Raw genomic sequence first — 24,751 nt, 5'->3', positions numbered from 1 at the left:
CCCCATAAGCATCCCACCACATCTTAATTTTTGACAAAAAAAGATTTATTGCAATTGGATCGTAGAATGTGTTAAAGGTGACTAGAGATGGTTTTATTCGAGTGCATGATGCGCTAGACTAGAAATGACGAACTATTAGATTGGTCATGAAGGAGGATAATGACGATGATAAGAGGATTAACAACAGCAGGCTTGGGTGAACTCAGTTCTATAGAAGAATATATCAGACTTGCGAGCCAATTCGGCTTCCAGTCGATAGACGCAAATCCATTGGAGTTCGTACAGCAGTATGGCAAGGATGGGGCTGTTCAATTGCTGGAAAGTCATGGCATCGTGTTAGGATCATTTGGTTTAGTGGTAGATTGGCGCACGACAGAGGAAAGCTTTAGGGAAGGGTTGAAATCGCTTACCGAAATGGCTGAGGCCGCTGCTGCATTAAATTGTACGACATGTTGTACATATATTTTACCTTCGACAGATCTACCGGCCGCACCGTTTATGATTGCAGCCACAAGACGTTTAAGACTATGCGCTGAAATATTAGGCGCTTATGGAATTACATTAGCTTTAGAGTTCGTAGGCCCTCATCACTTACGTACACAATGGGCAAATCCAACGATCTGGACGATGGAAGATACGTTGAGTTGGATGGAGACGATTCAAGTAAAAAATATCGGAATGTTACTGGATTCCTACCATTGGCATACGAATGGCTTAACAAGCGAGGATCTATTGAAATTACAACCGCATCAAATCGCGTATGTCCATATCAATGATGCTAAATCTCTTCCGAGAGTGGAATTGCTAGATTTCGATCGATTGTATCCAGGGGAAGGATCTATTGATCTTACAGGATTCATGGGAAGCCTGAAAAAGATCGGATATACCGGCGTGATCGCCCAAGAAGTTCTGGCGCCAGCTTCCGGGCAAAGTACATCTGAATTATTTTCTCGTTCCAAAGCAGGTTTCGATAAAGTATTCGCATCACTGGAAAACGCATCTATCATAAATGATCTCGCGTAAATTAAGTTCTATAAAAACTTCTGCCGAAGTGTTGGTAGAAGTTTTTTTCTGTTAGCAAACGCTCTCCCCATGTGATAGTATTTCACTAAAATACGGAGATGATTATTTAGCGGCTCCATTGTTAGTGAGAGGGGAGAAGTCGTGTCAATTCGGATAAAATTACTGTTATCTTATACGGGAATGCTAGTCGTTAGTTTACTTATAATCGTAATGACGGCAGCTTTATTTACAATTGCTTCTACAGGAGATGTTCACAGTCTTCGGGATTTTTATAAAGTGCACTATCAATTAAATCCGTTGTCAGAGCAAGAAGAATCGATTTTTTTAGAATTAAAGTATTTAGCCAAGCATGACCCCGATGAATTGCAGAACAAGGATTTGTTACTGGAGTATGATTTTAAGCTAAAGACAGAGAAAGCAGGACTATTTGTAAGGCGAGTGAATGACCCCGTTTTTGAATCATACACCTTTAATCAACCTGAGTTAAAGGATGCTTTACCTCCTTACGATCTGAATAACTATCAGATTCGTAACACATTTAATATTAAAGAAAGATTTTATGGTTATGCCAAATTTGACTTTAAATATTCGGATGGGGCAAAAGGCAGTGTTTTCGTCATCAAAGAGCATAGTCCATTTGCGGAACTCACACGGAGGCTGCTACCAATCTTTTCATTGATATTAATTGGCGTTCTTGTAGTTGCGAATCTGCTTTTATATCGCTGGATTACACGAAGTGTTATTAAGCCACTGAACAAGTTAAGGGATTCCGCAGAACGAATTCAAGAGGGTGACCTTCAATTTGAGCTTAACCTGCAATCCAAAGATGAGATAGGGGAGTTAAATAAAGCATTCGAAATGATGAGACAGAGGTTACAAGAGTCAGTGAACCTTCGTCTGCAATATGAGGAGAATCGAAAAGAGTTAATCTCAAATATTTCACATGATTTGCGGACTCCGATTACAAATATTAAAGGCTTTATTGAGGGTATAAGAGATGGCGTCGCCAATACACCTGAGAAGATGGACATGTACGTCGACATTATTTATAACAAAACTATTGGAATGGATAAATTGGTCGATGAATTGTTCTTATATTCCAAACTGGATTTGAATCAGGTTCCATTTTCGTTCGAAGCTGTTGATATTATTGCATTCCTTGAGGACTGTATCGAAGAGATGCGCTACAATAACGAAAATAAAGGAGTTTCATTTCAGCTAGATAACCACACCTCCGAACGTATTGAGGTTCTTGCAGATTTGGATAAATTAAAACGGGTATTACTGAACGTAATAGGAAATGCGCTAAAGTATATGGACAAACCTCAGCCTTTAATCCGTTTTTCTCTGCAAGTTGATAGTGAATGGGTGACGGTTGAAGTGAAGGATAATGGAATGGGCATTGATGCTGAAGCTCTTCCACATATCTTTGAACGGTTTTATCGTGCGGAGCCTTCTCGAAGCTTATCGACAGGCGGGAGTGGACTTGGTCTTGCGATCGCTCGTCAGATTATTGAAGGACATGGTGGAGCGATATGGATGGAAAGTGAACCAGGTGTGGGATCAAGCCTGTTCTTTACTTTAAAGCGAACGACCGACGAAGGAGGATTTCAGTCGCATGACACGGATTCTGATTATTGAAGATGAGGCAACGATAGCGCAATTAGAAAAAGATTATTTTGAGCTGAACGGTTTTGCCGTTGATATATGTCATACAGGTTCTGAAGGGCTTGGGCAGGCTCTGGAAGGGGATTACAATCTTATTATCGTAGATTTGCAGTTACCTGGCATCGATGGTTTTGAATTATGCCGCCGTATCAGGGAGGCGAAGGAAGTACCGATATTTATCGTATCTGCGAAAAAAGAAGAAATCGATAAGCTTCGAGCGTTTAATCTCGGAGCGGATGATTATATAACGAAGCCCTTTAGTCCAAGTGAATTAGTAGCAAGAGCGAAGGCGCACTTAACAAGATATGAACGCATGCTTAGTAAGCTGGAACCTATGGAGAAGCATGAGATTCAAATTCGCGGAGTCCATATCGATAAAAATTCCCGCAGGGTGTTTGTGCGTAATCAAGAGGTTTTGTTTACAGTGCGGGAGTTCGATGTACTGGTCTTTTTAGCGAGTCATCCGAATCGGGTGTTTAGCAAAGATGATCTATTCGAACGGATTTGGGGGATGGATTCCAGCGGGGATATCGCAACTGTTACGGTTCATATTCGCAAAATACGGGAGAAACTGGAACCGGACCCCTCGAATCCACAATATATTGAAACGGTATGGGGTGCGGGATACCGGTTTACGGTGTAATAGTTTTTTGAAGATTTTCGATAATTTTAAGCTCTTGTTAATACTTTATTAATAAATCGTTTCTGGGGAGTTTATTTCTTTCCATTATCATTTAGTTATAGACATGAACAACAAATAACTTAATGATCTTAGGGGGAAATATAGTGAAAATCGTAGCTAAAAAAGCAGCAGCATTAATGGTCGCAGCAACTCTAGGTGCAACCTCTTTACCCTTTGCCGTGTTAAATGTACAAGCAGCACCTGCATCAAGCAATACCGGGATATCCGCAGTAGCATCGAAGGTATCAGACAAAGAAATTCAAGAAGCCGTTGAAGCACTTGTAGGACTGGGTGTGTTGCAGGGGTATGCAGATCAATCGATGGGTGTACACAATCCAATCACTCGTGCAGAATTAGCGAAAATGGTAGTATTAACCTTTAACTTACAAGGTGCTGCTGAGAACATTGCTCCATTCACTGATGTGAATTCGAACGTATGGTATTACAAATATGCGTCACTACTTGTTGGTTTAGGGATCATGGAAACGGTAGATGGTAAATTTAACCCTAACGAAAAGGTAATGGATGAAGAGCTTGTGCAAGTAGTATCGAAGGCGCTAAAGCGTGATGTCTTATCGGTTAACTACTGGGTTAATCAATTGAATTCTACAACTGAACCCGCAACACGTGGAGCAGTAGCGGCCTTACTGAATATAGCACGTAAAGCAGTGCCTTCTGATAAAGCTCAAATTACAAGTGTGAAATCGATCAATGAAATTACTTTAATCGTGACATTGGATGCGCCTTTGACAGCTGAGAATGAAGTGTTTGCTAAAGCGAAAGAAGATTTTGTATTCAATGATGGTCTAACCTTGACGAATATGCCTCGTCTGAAAACGGGCTCCATTGCGACGTACATCGTTCCTACATCGGTACAAAGAGCTGGAACAAACTATAATTTAACGTACAAAGGTATGAATGCAGGATCATTTGTAGGAAATTCAGCGAAGGTGGGTATGACAACAACCACTCAGGTAACCAACGATACCTTCGAGATTGAAGCACTGAAAACAAATGGCGTTATTGATTATGGATATGTCATCTCTGCATACAGTGGTGGTCGTGGTGCTAACGCGTTTGTTTTGGATGAGAATAATAAAGCAAATGACATCACGTATCAAATCATTTCTTCCATGCAAGGCAGACAAGTAACGATAACTCCGGAAGGTGGGGAATCTATCGTTGCCAAGTATGTCCCATTCACACAATCAACAGATGGTAAGATTGAGCCGAAATTCCGGCTTCCTGAAGGACAAGTCTTGAAACCAGGTGTGAAATATACCGTAACATCCGACTGGGCTAGTATAGCAGATCCTTCATTCGAAGCAAAAGTAATAACTCCTCTGCAAATCTCTGGTGCGGAAGCTGTCAGCGAAACATCCATTAATGTAACTTTGGCTCAAGATCCTGGGGATGAATTGTTTTCGGGTCGTAGTGTACAACTAACCGCTCCAAACGGAGAGAAATTGGTTGCAACCTATAAATTCTCCAGTCGTAAAGGTGCCGTAGGTGTATTCGATATTACGAATAGCGGTAAATTGGCTGCAGGGACAGCGTATACTTTAACACCAGTGGGCACATGGGCAACTGCTCAAGCTACATTAACAACGAAATAAAACGACTCTACATGGAAGGTGTTGAATGTCATGCGCGCTCTCGTGTTAACATTCTTCCTCTTTATATCAGGATGTCAGACAGATGATTTCAAAGTGTTAAACAAACAAGGGCAGCAATCAACTCAGGAGGTGAATACTGAAATGGATAAGATGAACCAAACACTGTTAGCTGCGGTTAAGCAAGGCGACAAGGATCTTATTTCTAAGCTATTAGCTGATGGTGCAGATATTGATACTACAGACATTGATGGTAGAACCTCCGCATTAATCGCTGTACACACGAATCAACTGGATATTTTCAAATTATTGCTTGAACAAGGTGCCAACATCAATATCCGCGACAATCGCTCGGATAATCCACTTCTCTATGCAGGGGCTGAAGGGATGCTTGATTTTGTGAAGGTGTCTATTGCTGCAGGTGCTGATACATCCATTCTGAACAGGTTTGGGGGAACTGCCCTCATTCCTGCTGCTGACCGCGGTCATGTGGACATTGTGGAAGAGCTTCTTACAAGTTCTGATGTCAATATTGATCATGTCAATAATCTGGGTTGGACGGCATTACTTGAAGCTATCATACTGGGCGATGGCGGGAAGGCACATCAGATAATACTTGAATTGTTAATTCAGCATGGTGCTGACATTCAACTTGCGGATTCTAATGGAATTAGCCCCTTACAGCATGCACAAAATAGGGGTTACCAAGAAATGGTTGATCTGCTGATGAATAAACGTAGTGAGTCGTTATAATTTTAAAAAAAGGAAACTCCGACTATTTGGAGTTTCCTTTTTTTGTCCTTTAAATACAAGATTACTTACGTCCACTGATCTCGTAATATAGTATAATCAGACTATAATGTTCAATAGTGGAAGATGGGAATATAGCACTATTAAATTTATCGAAGAATGAGGCGTGCATGAGAACTTCGGAGAATAAGATTAAGTTAAGTCATTTATTATACATAGTAGTGTTTATCGGTCTGTTGATTGTGGTGCGCTGGGGCTGGCATAATCATTTTTCGTTGTCCAATCCACCTGCTGTGAAGCAAGGTGTGTTAGATTTACGTGGGGTGGATATTGAATCACTAAGCTCCTTTCCGCTGGATGGTAAATGGGAATTCTATCCTGAACAATGGGTGAATACTAGCAATATTGACAATGCGACGAAGGGGCAGATGCTTCAGGTGCCGGGGAACTGGACTTCTAAATTCAATCCAGCAGATCAAGAGAAAGCATATGGATACGGAACTTATCATTTGCGTATTCTACTGGATCAACCCTTGTCTGAGCCACTTAGCTTTTGGTTTCAATCGGTCTATACGGCTTCTGAAGTGGAGATTAATGGAACAATTCTCTCGCGATTCGGTAAGTTATCTGAAGAGAAAGAAGGCCATGTTTCTGTCACAAAGTCATTCTTGATCAGTTATGTACCGACAGATCAGAACCAAATGGATCTATTTGTTCGAGCGTCAAATTATGGGTCTCCGTTAAAAGGAGGCATTGTTAGGTCTGTAGAGTTTGGCATTCAACATGAGATAGATACAGTCTACTGGAATTCAATTGGCTTGCAGCTAGTTGTAGGGGTATTGCTCTTGATCCACGGGCTCTATTTACTGATTATTTATTTGATGGATGTGCGAAAAACAGAGTTGATTATTTTCTTTTCGATGATGGTCGCAGCAGCTGTATCTATTGGGGTTGAACATAATGGACTATTGTTCCGGTTTCTACAAGTTGATTTTGCCTGGACATTGAAGCTAAAGGTTCTTTCTTACACAGGCTTTTGCTTGTTTCTGTTCCTGATGGGAAGAGAGCTCTTTGGGAACCTGCGGAAAGGTAAGGCTTTTTATAGTTATATCCTCTCACTCCTCGGTTTTACTCTATTTATAATCTTTGGTCCAGAAGAGACCGTGCTGTTTTCGATCGAAAAAGGGGTCTATATGATCCTGTATTACATTCCAGTATTTTGGACGGCTTATTATTTTATGAAAATGGTATTTATTCAAGCTGAGGGAGCTCTATTTTTATTATGTTCAGTACTAGCTGTGATTAATAATATAATGTGGGCATCTGTCTATTACGCAGGAACCTCACAATTTATGTTTTATCCAGTAGATTTAATTGCTGCACTTGCTGCCTTTTCTACCTATTGGTTTAGGAGATATTTTCATCAATCCCATCAAAATGTGCTACTGAATGCTCAATTGGCTGAATCCAACAAATTAAAGGATCGTTTTCTGGCCAATACATCTCATGAACTACGGACTCCTTTGCATGGGATTATGAATATTGCTCAGAGTGTGCTTATAAGAAAGAAACATGAACTGGATGAAGAGAGTCAACGCGACATGGAACTGCTAATAATGGTCAGTCGGCGGATGTCGCTCATGCTGAACGATTTGCTAGATGTAGTGAGATTGCAGGATAAACGGATTGTGATGAACATCAAGGTGGTGCAAGTAAGGTCCTTGGCTGAGGGTGTACTGGATATGTTACGCTTCCTGACCGGTGGGACTAAGGTGGAGCTTCGCATGGACATTAATGAGAATTTGCCGTGTGTATATGCTGATGAGGAGCGATTGGTACAGATTCTGATTAATCTAGTTCATAATGCGCTTAAGTTCACCGAACAGGGAAGTGTTGTACTGTCAGCAGAACTAGTGGATGGGCAGGTATGGATCCATGTCACGGATACAGGAATTGGTATGGATGAGGCATTGAGAAAGCGTGTATTTATGCGTTATGAACAAGGAGCTTACGGTGAAGGTGGTATCGGTCTGGGTCTTAGTATTTGTAAAGAGTTGGTTGAGCTGCACGGTAGTGAATTATTATTGCAATCGCAGCCGGGCAAGGGAAGTAAGTTCAGCTTCAAATTACCTGTAGTTAATGAGAGTGTACAGTCTTCCATTTCTGATGTCCATATAGAAAAAGATGCGGACTCACTGTCACCTTTCAGTGAATGGATCACTGCTGAAGCTTCTACTATGGTGGCCGCCACCTATTCCACGAAGGAAGTAGAGCCACTCTCGAAGCTTGATACAGACGCTGATATTATTCGTGTTCTGGCGGTTGACGATGATTCGGTCAATTTAAAAGTTTTGCAAAATATTTTGTCAGATGGAACCTATCAGATAGTTACTACGACTTCTGCACGTGAAGCGCTGGATAAGTTAAACAATGAACGATTCGATCTGATCATCGCTGATGTGATGATGCCGGGTATGTCTGGTTATGAAATGACAAGATTAGTCCGCGAGCGGTTTACAATGTATGAATTGCCAATTATTCTACTGACTGCACGCAGTGAACGGGAAGATGTCTATGCAGGCTTCTTGGCTGGAGCAAACGACTATGTTACCAAGCCGGTAGATGCAATGGAGTTGAAGTATCGTGCCTTATCTCTTTCATCTATGAAGCGGGCGGTCAATGACCGGTTGAGGATGGAGGGTGCTTATTTACAAGCGCAGATCCATCCACACTTTCTCTTCAATACACTGAATTCGATCATGTCCTTAAGTGACTTTGATACTGCCAAAATGAGAGAGCTATCAGATGCGTTCACAACTTATCTGCGCATAAGTTTTGACTTCTTAAATGCAGGGAAGCTCGTTACGCTGTCACAGGAGCTTGAACTGGTGGAGAATTATATATATATCCAGCAGCAGCGTTTTGAGGAGAGACTCCATGTGAAATGGGAAGTAGATGCGAATCTTGAAATGTTGATGCCTCCGCTTACGATTCAACCTCTGGTTGAGAATGCTGTTCGACATGGCGTTTTAAGTCGGGCTAAAGGTGGAACACTGCGTATTCACATTGAGACACGTGCGGATGCTGTCCATTTTAACATTGTAGACACAGGGTTGGGAATGGACGAAGCTCAAGTCAGCAGGCTGTTAGATCCAAAAGGCTATAAGAATCAAGGTATTGGACTCCTTAATACGGATAGAAGATTGACACAACTATATGGACGTGGCTTGCAAATTCAAAGTGTCCCTGGTTTGGGAACGACGGTGTCATTTATCATTCCTGATAAAGATTGATTGTGATCAAGGGGTAACTCCTTGGAGTTATCCCTTTTTGGTGGTTTGTTTAGGAAATTATGTGATTATTTCAATATTGTTGCATCATTGATTGTAAAAATAAAAGCTACCTGCCATTATTACAGAGAAAGGAAAATTTGTAATCGAAAATCATTCATGATAGGAGAATTAGAATGACTAATAACTTATTTGTAAACGAAACAAGAGAACAACTGATCTGGATGAATCGTCCCGAAACCTGGAAATTTACAGATTTAGATGAACTGACATTAATAGCACCTCCCAAATCAGACTTTTTCCAAGACCCGGCAGGTAAACATTTCGCAAGCTCAGCGCCATTTTTATCTACCCCTGTGGGTACTTCCTTTGAAATGACGACCAGAATTAGTGTCAATATGCGGCATAAATATGATTCAGGATGCCTCATGTTTATGATGGACCATTATAACTGGGCCAAGATTTGCTTTGAGTTTGACGGACAGTATCCCATAATCGTGTCTGTGGTAACCAGAGAAGGAATGTCAGATGATTGTAACTCCGTACAAGTTGGTGTAGATAATCCATATTTGCGTATCACCAAGCAAAATCATTGTGTTACTTTCTCCTATTCAGAGGACGGAGCGAACTGGTCACTGATCCGATATTTTGGAATGAATGAAGGTGCTGAATGCGTAGCTGGTGTTGTCGCACAATCTCCCCAAGGTGAAGGCTGTTCAGTGAAATTCGACTATTTGAGTTTGTCGGAATCGAAGGCTGAAAGCCGCTTCTAAATGATTTTGGTAATTTTCGTCGAAGGATGAGTTGCTAGATTTGCAATAGTACAGTGAACATATTTGTATGTGGCCGCGTAATCGCGGCTTTTTGCATGATAAAAACCATGATTGAATAAATAAGGAGACAGCTATCCGTATTTAATTAAAGTACAGAGTCAATTTAATAAAACAAATCGAGAAGCCGATAAATAATAGGATGCTTTCAATAAATAACAGGGAGAATTATTATAAGATGTTAAAAGAGAGAAAAAAAGGTTATTTCGTATTTGGTCTTCTGATTACGGCATTTATTATGGCTTATGGAAGCTTAGCTCCACAAGTAGCGGCAGCTCAGACAAGCATTCCAACTACAGCAGCAGGTTATGATGTTGTTGTCATTGGCAGTGAGATTCAAGGTGTTTTACTGGCCAGAGAGGCCAAGAACTTGGGCTTAAAAGTGATGATCTTAGATCCTCGAAGTAAGCCAGGCGGTGAATTGATTCAAGGGCAGATGTTTTTCCTGGATGATGTGAACGACAATAAGAAGCGGAGTCTCGTGCAAGGGGAAATGAAAGATCTGTTCACAGCTTATAAGGCTGGATCTATACGTAAAAAGGAAGATTTCGAGAAATATTTCAACAAAGTAATTAAAGGGATTCCTTTAAAAAGTGGAATTGTCATTGATGCCGTTGCTACTGTTCCATCAAGTAAAGATAAGGCACTAAAGACTCTTACATATCATTCTAAGGATGGCACTCAAACTACTATACAGTCTAAATACTGGGTTGAAAATACAGATTTTAATGCGCTAAGCAGTCACTTGCAGGTTAAACGAATTCCAGGTATGGAAAGTATTTATAAGGGGAAACAAGCGGATTATATGGCGGCCACTTATATGTTGAATTTCAAAAATGTAGACTGGAACCGACTGCATCAAGCCATTCTGGAAGATTATCCATTAACGAATGTTCGTAACAAATATGGCCCTAACACCTACGTCGATTGGAATTTCGCCACAGGGTTCAGCAATATTACCAATAAGTTCAAAGCGGATAACAGTGATCTTAAGCTTCGTGGACTGAATGCAACGAACCAGAAGAATGGACAGGTTATTATAAACGGCCTTCTTATTTATAACGTGAATCCTGCTGATCCGAAGTCTGTTCAATCTGCGATTACAAAGGCTAGAGCCGCAGCCCCTAGTATATTAGCTTTTTTACGCAGTAATATACCTGGATTCTCCAAAGCAGAGCTTAATGGATTTCCTGAGTATCTTTATATTCGCGATTACAACCGTCATGAGACTAATTATGTGCTTGAGTATTCTGATCTAATGAATGGGACGATGTTCTGGGATAATGTCAGCATTGGCGGTTATTCCATCGATCTTCAAGGAACTAAAACGATTCCTACCGGAATTGGCTTTGGTAAACCGGACCGTTATGGTTTACCTTTACGCTCTTTTGAATTGAAATCTTATGACAATGTGCTAGTAGTGGGGAAAAATGTAGGAGCTAATATTAAGGCTTACGGCAGCGCCCGCATCATGCCAACGACCGCTCTGGCGGCACAGACCATCGGGATTATCCTTGGCAAGGAGAGTAAGCGTTTAGCGGATCTAACGCCTGCTGATTTTGAGCGAATTCATAAATATTTGGAAAAGGATTATAAGATTACACTGAAGAAATAGAACTGTAGATTAGAGATTGAAAGTTAATACGGTTTATACAAAAACAAGCCGGAGCGAATGCACGCTCCGGCTTGTTCCTATGGTTGTTAAAGTTTATTTTGTGGTTACTGGCGCGGATACAGACTTGAACCATTCGTTAACTTCTTTGGTGATTTGGTCACCGCCATTGGATTTCCAATTGGCAACGAATTGGTCAAAGGAGTCTACTGGCAGTTTGCCATAAATAATTTTGTTGAAAGTTTCCATTTCAGACTGACGAAGCAGGTTCCATTTGGAAACCATCGTTGGTGTAGCAGCACCAGTAAAGTAGTTTTGTTTACGAACGTCTAGTTGTGACATAACCACTTTTCCTGCCGCCCAGTTTTCTGGTTTACGGAACTCTGCCATTTGTTTCTCATAAGGTGTTACAGGTGTCTCGCCGTCAGCAAGTTTAACCAAAGTCTTCATAAACAGATCAGGAATACGGGCCGGACCTGTTAAGAATGGGAACTCATTGGAGAAGTCTTTAATCTTGTCTTTATCACTTGTTGGTTGTCCATCAATCATATCCCAGTCATAACCTTTAGCAAAGCCATATTCATATTGACTGCCTGCAGCAGGGTTAGCTAAATTATCAAGCAAGTAGTTATAGTACAAGAAAATTGCTTCTGGATGCTTAGCATCTTTGTTAATCATGATACTAGCATTTACACCGGAATTCTGCCATTTGGTTCCAATCAAACCATCGGGTCCTGCTGGAACCGGATAACCTTTAATCTTCGCTCCAGGTACATTCTTCATAAGATCGGGAGCAGGCCAGTCTGGAACCCAGTTGGCGCCTGGCAGAATACCAGCTGCACCTTTCGTGAAGCTCTCAGCGGATTTACCTTCATCCCAAAGGGCGGAGTCCGTGTGAATATATCCTTTATCCATCCATTCGCTAAGCTTTGCGAGTGCTTGCTTAGCACCTGGGTTAATGGAACCATATTCAAGATTGCCATCTTTATCTTTGTTCCATTGTTCCTCAATTGTACCGTATGCCCCGAATAACCAGTCTAGTTGGCCCATCCAGGTATTTGTGTTGTTTTTCAAAGAAATTGCAAGCGGGTACACATCTTTAGGCGCTAAGCCATCAGGGTTTTCGTTCTTAAATTTGTCCATGATGTTCTCAAGATCGGCGATGGTCTTAGGCGCTTCCAGCTTCAGCTTTTCCATCCAATCTTCACGTAACCACAAGAGCGTATCATCATTGTCGGTATATTCAAGGATCGGCAGATTATATTTCTTACCGTCTTTAGTGAATGGGTACCAAAGTTCTGGATGTGCTGCAACGTGATCTTTCAGAATTTTGTTTGCATACTTATCAAACAACTCATCGATAGCGATGAACTGACCGGAATCAATAAGCTGATTGGTCAATACTGCGTTAGTTGGTGCAAAAACGAAATCAGGAAGCTTTTCGCCGGAAGCAATGGCAAGTTGAAGCTTTTGTCTGTATTGATCGTCATTTGCAGGATACCAAGTATCTTTATGCTTCATACCCAATGTTTCAAGCATCCAGCGATCGTGAACGTTGTTTTCTTTGGTATCACCTTGAACATACTTCTTAGGCATCAATACGGCACTGAACTCGATCGGTGGATCGTATTTGCCTTTTGCGAAAGCAGCATCTGCTTCGGATTGGGTATTATTGGTAGCGTTACCATTTTTGGCGTTCTCATTAGATGTGCCGCTACTGCCACATGCTGTGAGAGTGATAAGTGCTGTGACCGTGAGAAGCGACCACATTTTCTTGAACTTGATCATTCTTCAATTCCCCCTACTGTGTATGATCTTTACAAGTGTAACTTTAACAACTTGTCGGGGATGTCATCTATATGAGATTTTTAGTTTCGATAGGACTCTATCATGTTATTTGTTAGTATCTCTATATTCCTGCGGCGTTACCCCAAACTGCCGTTTGAATACTTTGATAAAATAAGCAGGGTCCATATATCCAATCTCCATGCTGATTTCATAGACTTTTTTATTGGTGGTCTTCAGTTTATGACAGGCACGATCCATCCGCAAGCGCGAGATATAATCGCTAATGCCTTCACCTGTTTCTATCTTATAAATTTTTGATAAATGGGTCGGATGGAGATTTACATGGTCAGCCAGAACACGTAATGATACATCATCATGCAAGTTCTTATCCGTATAATCTTGAATTTTCTTCACATACTCGGAACGGATATCTTTGATTTCGTTGGATGTGCCTTCTTTTAGATTAGCTAGAATACTTAGCGACCATTTTCTCAGTTTACTAATACTGGTAAAAGCATCCCCGCTCTGCAACGCTTCTATGTCGGTCCCCATTAAGTTTGCCAGTGTATGACCATTGCGATGTGCAAGATTCGTGAAAGAAGCTGTAATTAAAAAACCAGCCTCCATGCAATGCTCCCAGGATTCAGACCATTTCTCATCCAGCTCGGCACAGACGGCAAGTAATTTCTCTTCGGCCGCATCCCAATGTCCACTCTCCAATAGATGAATCAAAGAGGGAGGGGTATAAAGAGCGTCTAAAGGCCCGTGTGCTGAGGGAAGCTCTAAGTCACTAACCCGCATAATGAATTCTCGCTCATCTCCGACAATTTGGCGGAAAGAAGAGGAGGCCTGATGGAAACGATTCGATAGCTGCTCAGGAAACTTGAACCACTCCGTGATTACAATGGATAGTGAGCCTTTCAGAAATTGCTTAACCTTATATTGAAGTTGTAGAGAAAGCTTCTCTAATATGGATTCTTTTCCAAGGTCAGTTCCTTGTTCTTTAAGCTGGAGCAGAAACACGAGATATCCATGTTCCTCTTTAACGCCCCAGACTTCCATAAATTCTCCCATAATCTCTTCAGCCATATTAATAATCGCATATTCAATTAAGGTTTGATCGGTATTATCAAATTCTCTGAATTCTTCTTCCATTCGTACCAGCATCAATGCGGATTCTCCGGATTGGAAGGGCAGATCGTAACTCACGAGCTTCCGTTCCCATTCACCGGCTTGAAAACGATGACCTTGTAAGGCATCCAGTAGCAATCGCCCCCGTAAAACAGGAAGGTTCTCCCGGAGGGTAAACTGGGTTCGTTTAAGAGAACTTATAAGCTCCCATTCAGCATTCAATTGATTGATCGCATTTTTGACGGCTCCGAGCAATTCATCATCAGTGGGCGGTTTAAGCAAGTAATCCACGGTCTTGTTCTGAAGTGCTTTTTTGGCATAATCGAATTCTGAATGGCCGGATAATATAATACATTTAATTTTTTTGTTATGTTTTCTTATCCGCTCTATCAATTCAATTCCCGTCATTTCTGGCATTTGAATATCTGAGATTACTATATCAATGGGATGCGTATCGATAATTTGTAGCGCCTCACGTGCGGAATAAGCTTTATGCACATGTTCAATTCCCAGCGTATGCCAGGGTTTAGTCATGGAAAGATTATCTACCCAGTGTGCTTCGTCGTCTACTATGATCATCTGCATGTTGTTAGTCTCCTTGATGTTCCTTTAATTTATAACTATCATCCTCAGTTGGGATTTCCCAGATAATTTCTGTTCGGAATCCACCGAGAGGGGATGGCTTGAAGGTAAGACTTGAATGATTGCCGAACAGGTGAATGATCCGCTGATTTGTATTCCAAAGACCACAACCCATTTCCTCCTGCAAAGGCTCCTGCATTTTACGGTTTAATGCTTCTAGCTGATCCGGATTCAAGCCGGGACCATCGTCATCGATATAAATTCTACAGAAGCCGTTGGACTTCTCACCACTAATCTTAATTTCGCCTGAGGAATAGGACTTCGCTACGCCATGAATCACAGAATTCTCCACCATAGGTTGAAGCATTAGGCGAGGTACAGATTGGCTAAGCATATCCTCAGGAATATCAATATGATAATCAATTCTGCCATTACGCAGTTTCTGTATATCTAAATAGTTGACTAAGAGCTTGATTTCTTCCTCCAAAGAAGCTGTCTCCCGTTCCATCCGGGTGGTATAACGATAGTAAGCACTTAGATTATAAGCCATGGAGACGACAGCGTCCTCATCTTTCATCTGGGCCATATTGATAATATAACCAAGACAGTTATAGAGAAAATGTGGATTAATTTGCGCTTGAAGCTGCTTCAGGGTAGCTTCTCGAGCACGGATCTTTTCATTAAATACATTTTCTATCAGGTCTTGAATTTGATGGGACATATCGTTAAAACGACGGAACAGAAACGAAAACTCATTTTGCTCATTGCTATGAAGCCGTACGGAGTAATCTCCTTGTTGTACGCGTTGTAAACCACTGACTAGTTTTTTAATCGGATATTGAACGTTTCTATATAGCAGAATGGAGGAGGATACTCCCACAACAAACAGCAGGATCATTGTGATATAGAATAAATCCCGACTAAGAGAAATTGGTTTGAGAATTTGATAAAGGGGGACAACATCTACTAAATGCCAATCCAAAGAGGCTGATTTCACAGAACTGACCAAATAGTTCTTCCCATTTAGCTTCACTACATCCTGAGTTGTATTCTCCGGAGAGTGATTATCCAGGTAATTAACTAGTTCGTCGGATAGCTGCTTGTCCGCGCTGCGGTTGAGGATCGGTTTTTCCCCTTTGTGATAAAAGAACGGATCGCCCTGCCCACCTGCTTTGTACGAATCAAGCATGTTCTGAATGTTCGTATAACTGAAGCTGGCTTCAATCACTAGGCTACTTCCTGTTAACGTCCCCGGTTGTGCTAAAGAATCCGTTAAGAACCAGTAAAAGGATTTTAGATCGCCTTGAGATTCCACACCATGATCACCATACGTCCATCTTCCGCTCATATTTGCTTTTAAATAATCCTCATCATACCCGATGGTTCTGTCGTAATTGGCGATGACATCTTTATTCTGCTGTGAATGAACGGCGTATCTGGTCGGCCAAATATCTGTAACCCCAGCTTGAAGCACCATCTTTTCCTGAAGAATATATCTGGTCTGCATCTGATCATATCGATCTTCCCATACATTTAGTCCATTGAATGCCCTGACGTTGGGATCTCTTGAAAGAATAAGGGTGAAGTCCATCATCTGATTAATTCGCGAATCGATCTGATTGGATAAAAAAGTGAGTTGTTTCGTATTGGACGTCTGCAATTCTTTGCCTACTACCTCGAAGGTGACATTATTTGAAAAGGTATACATGATAATGATGGGAATGAAAAGAAGTATGATCAAGCTGTTTATTTTGGCAAACAGACTAAATCGAGATTGTAAGTTTCCTCTAAGTATTGTAAAGCGCTTCCATAAATTCATAAATGCCCCTCCAGATGTTGTCCTAATAAAACCCTATCAAGCCTAACAATGTTATATAGTCAAACCTGAGAAACGCCTGATACTATTTATAGCAGAGATCCCCATCACACACAAAATATTTTTTTTGGGAACAGGAGAGAGCTATGGAGGCTAATATGGAGGTTAACTCGATACCACAGGCGAGCCTAGAAAGTCAGCCGAGTAAAAAAAGAAAAAAACGCTTTAATCAACCATGGATTCTCCATTTTATGGTGTTGCCAGCGGCAATCATGGTTTTTATTTTTTCTTATATTCCGATGTCCGGAATTCTTATGGCATTTCAAGACTATAAACCTGCACTAGGTTTTTTTGATTCCGAGTGGGTCGGACTTAAGCATTTCAGGTACATGTGGGAGAATGATTATTTCCTGTCCATTACGTGGAATACGTTATTTTTTGCTTGCTCCAAAATTGTTTTGAACTTGATTATTCCGTTTATCTTCGCCTTATTGCTTAATGAGGTAAGAAGAATGGGCCTTAAAAGAACGATTCAAACACTCGTTTATCTTCCGCACTTTCTGTCTTGGGTTACACTTTCAGGGATTCTTATTGATATCCTTGCTCAGACAGGTATTGTCAATCAATTCCTCACATCTGTATTCGGCATCAAGCCGATTTTCTTCCTAGGAGACGGCAACTGGTTCAGGTTCACTATCATTGCTAGTGATGTTTGGAAAGAGTTTGGTTTCAATACGATTATCTTTTTAGCGGCACTTTCAGGTATCAATCCATCACTTTATGAAGCTGCTGAAGTGGATGGGGCGGGGCGTTGGAAACAAACGATGTATATCACAATTCCTGCGTTAATCCCAATCGCTATCGTAATCGCCACCTTGGCACTGGGTAATGTGCTCAACGCAAACTTTGACCAGATCTTTAACTTGTACAGTCCATTGATCTATCAGCAGGGAGATATCATTGATACTTTCGTGTATAGAGAAGGTCTACTAAGCGGACAGTTCAGTTTCGCAACCGCAGTTAATCTATTCAAATCGTTAATTAGCTTAGTCTTAATCGTAGTCTCTTACCGACTTGCTTATAGATTTGCAGGGTACAGAATTTTCTAGAAAGGATGACAACTGATGTACCATAAAACAATTCCATATCGAATATTCAGTATTATCAATAATGTATGCTTGACTATCCTTTCCGTGCTCTGCCTGCTACCTTTGTACCACTTACTCATGGTATCTCTTAGTGCATCCGCACCTGCTAATGCTGGATTAGTCACATTCTGGCCGATTGGCTTTACCTTTGAAGCCTATGCAAAGACGTTTAATAATGTCAATTTCCTTAACTCCTTGTGGGTGTCTGTGGAACGGACAGTACTCGGAACAGGACTTGCGCTGGTGGTAAATACGGTTGCAGCTTATGCGCTGTCTAAGGAAACAAGAGTCTTTCGGGCAAGAAACGTTTATCTTTGGTATTTTGTTGTCACCATGCTGTTCAGCGGTGGTCTGATACCGGGTTACATTCTAATTCTGAAGCTTGGTCTTATGAATTCATTGATGGCACTTATTCTTCCTGGATTAGTTGCTGTATTTAACATCATTTTGCTTCTGAATTTCTTCCGTACCGTACCTAAAGATCTTGAGGAAGCAGCTTTTATTGATGGGGCAGGACACTTTCAGACCTTTGTGAAAATATATTTACCGGTCTCCTTACCTGTTATTGCAACCGTCTCTCTATTCCTTATGGTAGGACACTGGAACGCATACTTTGACGGTATTATTTATATCAGAGATGCAGACAAGCTTCCGTTAGCAACGTTTATGCAGACGATTATCGTTCAGGCAGATATGTCTAAGCTTGATCCGGCAGCCGTTGCTAATTTATCACAACGAACCATCCGGGCCTCGCAGATTTTCATAAGTGCTTTGCCAATTCTATTGGTTTATCCTTTCCTGCAACGTTTCTTTGTAACTGGGATTGTGGTTGGTGCTGTAAAAGAATAATCGCTTTGTAGAAAAAGAATTTGAAGAAGGAGCTACATGTTCTAGTCCATGACTAGAACATGTAGCTCTTTTTTTATTGCGATGAATTTCATGACTGAATTGGATAATTATTGAAAATACTAAAAACATTCAGAAAATTTTCATATGACGATCATGCTAACATAGGCTATAATGAGGTCTAAAAAAGAAAAAAAAGAAAACGGGGCATAAGAATGAATCAATTTAAAGGTGAAAAAAATCTTCTCTCAGAGAAGAAGGAGCGTTTCTCTTCCGCCGGCTTTATTTTCGCAGCCATCGGGAGCTCAGTAGGACTGGGGAACATGTGGAAATTTCCGTATATTACTGGTGAAAATGGGGGAGCGGCTTTCTTCCTACTCTTCATTGTATGTTTGGTGTTGATCGGTTTACCTGTATTGTTGGCAGAGTTGGCGATCGGTCGTAGCGGACGTGGAAGCGCGGCTACTGCATTTGTACGAGCCGGAGGCGGGAAGAACTGGATGGCAGTCGGCTTTCTGCAAGTCCTTGCACCATTTTTAATTCTTTCCTTTTATATCATTGTTGCAGGATGGACGTTGAACTACGCAATGATTGCCTTCAATGGACAATTGTTCAGTTCCAGTAATTATGCAGGTGAATTCAACTCCTTTATATCTGGACCTATGCCAATGGTTTGGCAGGGGATAGCAATCCTTATAACGGCGGGTGTTGTTATTCTTGGAGTATCAGGCGGGATTGAGAAATTTAATAAGGTATTGATTCCTGGTCTGGTCGTTCTCCTAATTGTATTAATGATTCGCGCAGTAACCTTACCAGGTGCAAATGAAGGAGTAGCCTTTTTCCTAAAACCAGACTTTTCGGTACTGAATGCAGAATCTGCGCTAGTCGCATTGGGACATGCCTTCTTTTCACTTTCGCTTGGGATGGGGATTCTCTTGACTTACGGCTCTTATGTGGATAAAAAACAGTCGCTAGGAACTGCTGCACTCGCAGTCGGAGCGGGAGATTTGTTATATGCGTTTATCGCAGGGTTAATTATTTTTCCGACGACATTCTCATTCGGCATTGCTCCTGATCAAGGTCCTTCGCTAATTTTCATTGCTTTGCCAGCAGCTTTCTCAGCAATGCCTTTTGGTGCATTCTTTGGTGGTTTGTTCTTTATCTTGCTGGCGATTGCCGCTTTAACATCTGCCGTATCTCTGCTTGAGGTGCCTGTATCTTTCGCGATGGAGCGCTGGAATTGGAGCCGAAAACGTTCAGTTTGGATTTTGTCATTAGTATGTTTCCTCCTCAGTATTCCTTCGGCGATGTCACTGGGAATGGTTCCTGAGTTATCGTTTGGCGGCAAAGCTTTGTTTGATTGGGTGGATTTTGTCACTTCTAACATTATGTTGCCACTAGGCGGTCTGCTTGTTACCATCTTTGCCGGTTATTTCTGGAAAGGGGCAGCAGAAGCGGCTGGACTTAAAGCAGGTTGGTTCCGCGTTTGGTTGTTTATGCTCCGGTATGTTGCGCCGATTCTGGTGTTCTTGGTGTTGCTTCATACTTCGGGGATTCTTTCTTTCTAAATTAACACTGTCAGTCTAGCTAGTGAACGGTAAAAAAGCTCTACGGTCCTTTCGGTCGCAGGGCTTTTTTTGATTCCCGGTAATGATCGTAATAAGTCTTGGCATTTGAAAAATGCAATGATTGCGATAGAGGTAAATAAGGTATCGGTAGAGCCTATGATGTTACTTGCGGGTTTAGATCGTCGGGAGGGTAGCGACGGGGTGATAAATACCGATGCGCTTAAGCTTGCCAGCTTCAAATCTGCTAACCTGTTCAACCAGTCTTTTATCTCTGCCCCGGGATTTTTGGTTAAAGCTAAATCATTGCTTTCCCGCAAAGCCAATTATTATTATGTTTATCACTACATAAAGAACAAGTCAGAGGTGCTTTCCAAGGCGCTTCTCAATGGGGAACTGCCAGCAGTTTTTTTGAATTGACAATTCCTAAATGTCGTAATAACTATCCGCTATGCTTACTTTGATAACTCTACAAAACCTTCTCCAAACACATCTCTAACATCATGAATGGTGAGGAAGGCGTCCTTATCCGCATTTTCAACGATTTTCTTAAGGGTGGACACTTCCTGTTTGCTAATGACAATGTAGAGCACTTCTTTGGGCTTTTGGCTGTAGTAACCTTTTCCTTGCAGAACGGTCACACCTCTGTCCATGATCAAGTTGACCTGTTCGGCGATTTTGTCCTGCTGCATGGAAATAATAGTGACTGCTTTTTTAGGGTTCAGTCCTTCAATAATAAAGTCCATCACTTTAGTACCGACATAGAGCATAATGATGGTTAACATAAGCTTCTCAGTCCCGATAATGAAGAACGAAGAGAATACAACAATCAAATCAAAAAATAGGAGCGCGTAGCTGATATTCCAATGGAGATATTTATTGGCTATCTTGGCGAGAATGGTTGTACCTGCGGTACTGCCGCCAACCCGGATGATCAGCCCAATGCCTGTTCCGACAAGTATGCCTCCGAATATGGCATTTACAATCATTTCATCAGATTGAATATTCCAATTGTGGGTAAGGTGTAAAAATACGGAATTAAGCAATACGGCAATAATTGTATAAATAATCATCTTCTTATCCAGGAATCGATATCCAAAAATCAGCAATAAAGCATTCACTATTAAGTTGACTAGACTGGGAGACCATTGAAATAAATAATAAAAAATAATGGAAACCCCTGTAACTCCACCCTCACCAAGTTCATTAGGAATTACAAATACGTTGACTGCTAAGGCAAACAGGAATGCTCCAAGCACTAAGTAAAATAAATCATGAGTTAGTTTCTTTACCATCGTTACCATCCTTACATTATGCAATAATCAAAACACTATATCTCATATGGGTGAGCTTAGGCAATCTCTTTTTTTCGAAGACTATGAACGCATAGAAGTTTAAAGAACTCTGGTAGATTATGAATATGCAAGGTTTTGTATAATGGATAAGCCGCTTATGTTTGACAATGATAATCATTATCTATTAAAATTTTCACTATACTATAATGCTTTTTCATATAGAAGCCAAAAGCCAGGGAGATGCAAAATGGACCAATTTTCAGACAACATTGGCAGGCTGGAAGAAGATAATCCGCTAGGACGTGTATGGTTCCGTATCCGGGACTGCTTCCGGGATACAGAAGGCAGCAGCTACAATCGTCTGTTGTATACGACGGCTCCTGCCCATGCGCTCATTGCCACTGCCGGTCCGTCAGGTCATATTGTCATTGACGGCCATCTGTATCCATTTGATTTTCAGACGGTCTATTTCATTCTTCCCGGTCAGCGTGTTGAGGTGTCGTTCGATTCGTTTGGCGACCGGCTGTTATACAATATTCAATTTGACCTCTTCGGCACTGATGCAGATTGTACGCTGACCGAGCGATGGATAGCCAATCGAAGAAGCTTGAAAGCTGTGGCTGACACTGTTGTGGAGACGCTGTGTGAGAAGATTGTTATTCACTGGAATACAGGTGATCCAGCAGATCGGTTAGCCAGCCAGTCTGGTTTCCAAGAGCTTTTGCACCTACTGCTTAAAAGGCGCAGTTCTAATGAAGGCGCACTAGAGAGAACAAGATTACATATGGATCAACATTACCGCGATACAGTTACTATCGAAAGCTTGGCCGAGATGGTCGGGATGAGCCGATATTATTTTATGAGGATGTTTAAGGAAAGGTTTGGTCAAAGCGCGATAGACTACTTGACAGAGCTTCGTACAAACGAGGCTAAAAGATTGCTGGAAGCGGGTTGCCCGTTAGCCACTGTGGCTGAGGCGGTCGGCTATAAGGACCCGATGTATTTCAGCAGCCAGTTCAAGAAACAGGTCGGCATTCCTCCGCGAATCTATATTAAGAACCGCAAAACTAAGATCGCTGCTTACAGTTGGCCCAATATTGGGCATTTACTAACGCTGCGGATGATACCATACGCCGCTCCAATAGATCAGAATTGGACAGATGATTACAGGCGGAAATACCGCTACGATATAAAAGTACCACTGAGCCACGACTACGACTTCAATCGGCTGGCGCTTCAGCAGGCTCGCCCGGATAAGATTATCGCGTTGGATGAAATGATTCCGGAAGAAGAGAAGGAGAGGTTGCGGAAGATTGCCCCTTCGTTGTTCTTAGGGTGGCACCGAGAAGATTGGCGAAGTCATTTGCAAAGCGTTGCTGGTTTCCTTGACCGGGAGAAGGAGGGGGAAAGCTGGCTTTCCCGTTATGATGAGCAGGTGGAAGCCGTTCGCAGAAATGTCTCCGGCTGTTTCCGGAAAGGCAAGATGTTAATCTTCAATATTTCGCACCGCGGAATTCAGCTCTGGGGGAGACGAGCCGGTACGGTGCTGTATGATGATCTGCAATTTCAATACGCGCAAGGCGTTGAGCATATTGAATTCACAGAATATGTGGAGGCTGAGCGTCTGATGACATTTGATGCAGATATCATCTTGATTAGCGTTACGAAAGACCACCAGTCCCAAACAGAATGGGAGCGGCTGCAACGAACGGAGCCATGGATTAAACTGAAGGCTGTTCAGAACGGTAATGTGTATCTTACCTCTGGGCACAAATGGCTTCAAGAGCCGATTTTGGAATACACAGCCAATCGACATGAACAATTACTTCAGGAATTAAATTTGTTATTTCGTGTCCTCTAAGACACAAAAGATGGCATCATCTCCTATTCTCTAATTGAGGGATTATTATTATAATAATCTATGATAATGATTCTCAATATCGGTAACTCAAGGAGGAAGTCATGTTTCAACTACAAAAAGCCGAATTTATTGGCTGGAATTTAAAAAGGGGTTCAAGAAGCTTTAAAAAAATTACAGGGGGAATGGCCCTGCTGCTGCTTTTGCTGATCGTTAGTGCTTGTGGAAATAGCAACGGTTCAAATGGAGGGGCGAATGCAGCACCAACTGCTGCGCCTTCGACTAGTCCAGGATCTGCAGTTAATTCGTCGGCGGCTGTGCCAGCAGAAGAAAACGAGACGCAAACGGTCATAGATGCCTATGGGGAGACAAAGGTACCCTTGCATCCGAAGCGCATTGTTGTAATCGGGCTGGAAGATGTTCTGCTGTCGCTTGAAGCACCACTTGTTTACGCTTATGGATTCGATGGATATTACCTCGAAGACCAATTGAAAAAGAAGAACATTATGTTATCCGGCAGTGCGGATACCAATCCAAATCTGGAAGCAATTCTAGCAGCTCAGCCGGATTTGATTATACTCCAAAAATACTTCACGGATGAGAACGGATATGCGGAGTTGAATAAAATCGCTCCGACGATTGCTTATACCCCAGATAATTGGGTCTCGACGATCACCGAGCTGGGTAAAGTATTGGGCCTACAGGATAAAGCGCAAAAGGTTGTTGATGATTACAACGGCAAACTGAATACAACCAAGGAAGCGATTGTCTCAGCGGTAGGTCCCGATAAAACGGTTGTATTTACGCGTCCGTCTGAAAAGGATTTACAGGTGTTTTTCCCAAGCTTTGCACCTTTGATTTACGATAAGCTGGGCTTGAAACCGGATGACAGCATTGCTGAATTCCAGAAGGAATCGCCGGACGATTGGGGCATAAATACCTCACTGGAGAAATTACCATCGATCAAAGCGGATTACGTCTTTGCCATCTATGGAGGGTCAATCGATACGGAGAAAGCTTTATCCAAAGAAAAAGAAGCATCCACAGGTCTGGAGAACCTTCAGGTATGGCAATCGATGCCGGCGGCTAAGAACAATCAGGTGTTTAATGTATCGGCCAGAACGTGGATGTCTTCTGGACCGATTGCTGAGGGAGAAGTCATGGACGAAGTGTTAGCTTCAATTACTGGGAAGCGGTAAGATTGAAAAAGGCGTTTTGTTAGATCAGGGCGCTTGTCATGCGGCCTGATTTTTT

General features: G+C 41.8%; 18 protein-coding genes. 14 read left to right on the top strand and 4 right to left on the bottom strand.

What is annotated here, in order from left to right; all coding sequences use genetic code 11:
- The first annotated feature begins 165 nt into the window (after positions 1-165).
- The 8 genes from M2444_RS05170 (at position 166) to M2444_RS05135 (ending at position 11,471) form a co-directional block, all read left to right on the top strand.
- Positions 166-1,023, top strand: coding sequence for a sugar phosphate isomerase/epimerase family protein (locus tag M2444_RS05170; RefSeq protein ID WP_280786441.1), 858 nt, complete (start codon positions 166-168; stop codon positions 1,021-1,023).
- 141 nt (positions 1,024-1,164) lie between these two features.
- Positions 1,165-2,664 carry a sensor histidine kinase gene (locus tag M2444_RS05165; RefSeq protein ID WP_280786440.1) on the top strand — a complete coding sequence of 500 codons (1,500 nt, stop codon included), beginning with the start codon at positions 1,165-1,167 and terminating at the stop codon, positions 2,662-2,664.
- Positions 2,642-3,334 (top strand): response regulator transcription factor, encoded by a 693-nt coding sequence (locus tag M2444_RS05160; protein ID WP_280786439.1) that lies wholly within the window; start codon positions 2,642-2,644, stop codon positions 3,332-3,334. The genes M2444_RS05165 and M2444_RS05160 overlap by 23 nt, the downstream gene beginning before the upstream one ends.
- Positions 3,335-3,477: 143 nt before the next feature.
- On the top strand, positions 3,478-4,989 hold the full coding sequence (locus tag M2444_RS05155) for an S-layer homology domain-containing protein (RefSeq protein WP_280786438.1): 1,512 nt from the start codon (positions 3,478-3,480) through the stop codon (positions 4,987-4,989).
- Between the two features lie 150 nt (positions 4,990-5,139).
- Positions 5,140-5,739: an ankyrin repeat domain-containing protein gene (locus tag M2444_RS05150; protein ID WP_481857472.1), complete on the top strand. Its 600-nt coding sequence runs from the start codon at positions 5,140-5,142 to the stop codon at positions 5,737-5,739.
- A 167-nt stretch (positions 5,740-5,906) separates the two neighbouring features.
- Positions 5,907-9,029: an ATP-binding protein gene (locus M2444_RS05145; protein WP_280786437.1), complete on the top strand. Its 3,123-nt coding sequence runs from the start codon at positions 5,907-5,909 to the stop codon at positions 9,027-9,029.
- 173 nt (positions 9,030-9,202) lie between these two features.
- Positions 9,203-9,799, top strand: coding sequence for a DUF1349 domain-containing protein (locus M2444_RS05140; protein WP_094876296.1), 597 nt, complete (start codon positions 9,203-9,205; stop codon positions 9,797-9,799).
- Positions 9,800-10,034: 235 nt separating this feature from the next.
- Complete coding sequence (locus tag M2444_RS05135) at positions 10,035-11,471, top strand: FAD-dependent oxidoreductase (protein WP_280786436.1); 1,437 nt, start codon at positions 10,035-10,037, stop codon at positions 11,469-11,471.
- Between the two features lie 93 nt (positions 11,472-11,564).
- On the opposite strand, the gene M2444_RS05130 is transcribed toward M2444_RS05135, so the two are convergent.
- From M2444_RS05130 to M2444_RS05120, 3 genes are all read right to left on the bottom strand, one after another.
- On the bottom strand, positions 11,565-13,256 hold the full coding sequence (locus tag M2444_RS05130; protein WP_094869541.1) for a type 2 periplasmic-binding domain-containing protein: 1,692 nt from the start codon (positions 13,254-13,256) through the stop codon (positions 11,565-11,567).
- A 105-nt stretch (positions 13,257-13,361) separates the two neighbouring features.
- Complete coding sequence (locus M2444_RS05125) at positions 13,362-14,972, bottom strand: response regulator transcription factor (RefSeq protein WP_094869542.1); 1,611 nt, start codon at positions 14,970-14,972, stop codon at positions 13,362-13,364.
- A gap of 4 nt (positions 14,973-14,976) precedes the next feature.
- Positions 14,977-16,788, bottom strand: coding sequence for a sensor histidine kinase (locus tag M2444_RS05120; protein WP_094869543.1), 1,812 nt, complete (start codon positions 16,786-16,788; stop codon positions 14,977-14,979).
- 155 nt (positions 16,789-16,943) lie between these two features.
- Between M2444_RS05120 and M2444_RS05115 the strand changes: the two genes are divergently transcribed.
- The 4 genes from M2444_RS05115 (at position 16,944) to M2444_RS05100 (ending at position 20,764) form a co-directional block, all read left to right on the top strand.
- A complete protein-coding gene (locus M2444_RS05115; RefSeq protein ID WP_094869622.1) occupies positions 16,944-17,894 on the top strand; it encodes an ABC transporter permease in 951 nt (316 codons plus the stop codon).
- 15 nt (positions 17,895-17,909) lie between these two features.
- Positions 17,910-18,782 (top strand): carbohydrate ABC transporter permease, encoded by an 873-nt coding sequence (locus M2444_RS05110; protein ID WP_042129067.1) that lies wholly within the window; start codon positions 17,910-17,912, stop codon positions 18,780-18,782.
- Positions 18,783-18,994: 212 nt separating this feature from the next.
- Positions 18,995-20,347 carry a sodium-dependent transporter gene (locus tag M2444_RS05105; protein WP_280786435.1) on the top strand — a complete coding sequence of 451 codons (1,353 nt, stop codon included), beginning with the start codon at positions 18,995-18,997 and terminating at the stop codon, positions 20,345-20,347.
- Positions 20,348-20,416: 69 nt separating this feature from the next.
- Positions 20,417-20,764: a hypothetical protein gene (locus M2444_RS05100; RefSeq protein ID WP_094869545.1), complete on the top strand. Its 348-nt coding sequence runs from the start codon at positions 20,417-20,419 to the stop codon at positions 20,762-20,764.
- A 35-nt stretch (positions 20,765-20,799) separates the two neighbouring features.
- Here the strand turns inward: M2444_RS05100 and M2444_RS05095 are convergent, their stop codons facing one another.
- A complete protein-coding gene (locus tag M2444_RS05095) occupies positions 20,800-21,639 on the bottom strand; it encodes a YitT family protein (RefSeq protein WP_094869546.1) in 840 nt (279 codons plus the stop codon).
- Positions 21,640-21,886: 247 nt separating this feature from the next.
- On the opposite strand from M2444_RS05095, the gene M2444_RS05090 reads away from it, so the two are divergent.
- Together M2444_RS05090 and M2444_RS05085 are read left to right on the top strand one after the other, a co-directional pair.
- Complete coding sequence (locus M2444_RS05090) at positions 21,887-23,500, top strand: helix-turn-helix domain-containing protein (protein ID WP_280786434.1); 1,614 nt, start codon at positions 21,887-21,889, stop codon at positions 23,498-23,500.
- A gap of 101 nt (positions 23,501-23,601) precedes the next feature.
- Positions 23,602-24,696: an ABC transporter substrate-binding protein gene (locus M2444_RS05085; RefSeq protein WP_280786433.1), complete on the top strand. Its 1,095-nt coding sequence runs from the start codon at positions 23,602-23,604 to the stop codon at positions 24,694-24,696.
- The last annotated feature ends 55 nt before the right edge of the window (positions 24,697-24,751 follow it).

Origin of the sequence: Paenibacillus sp. PastF-3 (assembly GCF_029893135.1) — a bacterium.
Taxonomy (GTDB): domain Bacteria; phylum Bacillota; class Bacilli; order Paenibacillales; family Paenibacillaceae; genus Paenibacillus_AQ; species Paenibacillus_AQ nitricinens.
This window is presented reverse-complemented; position numbering and strand designations above follow the sequence as displayed.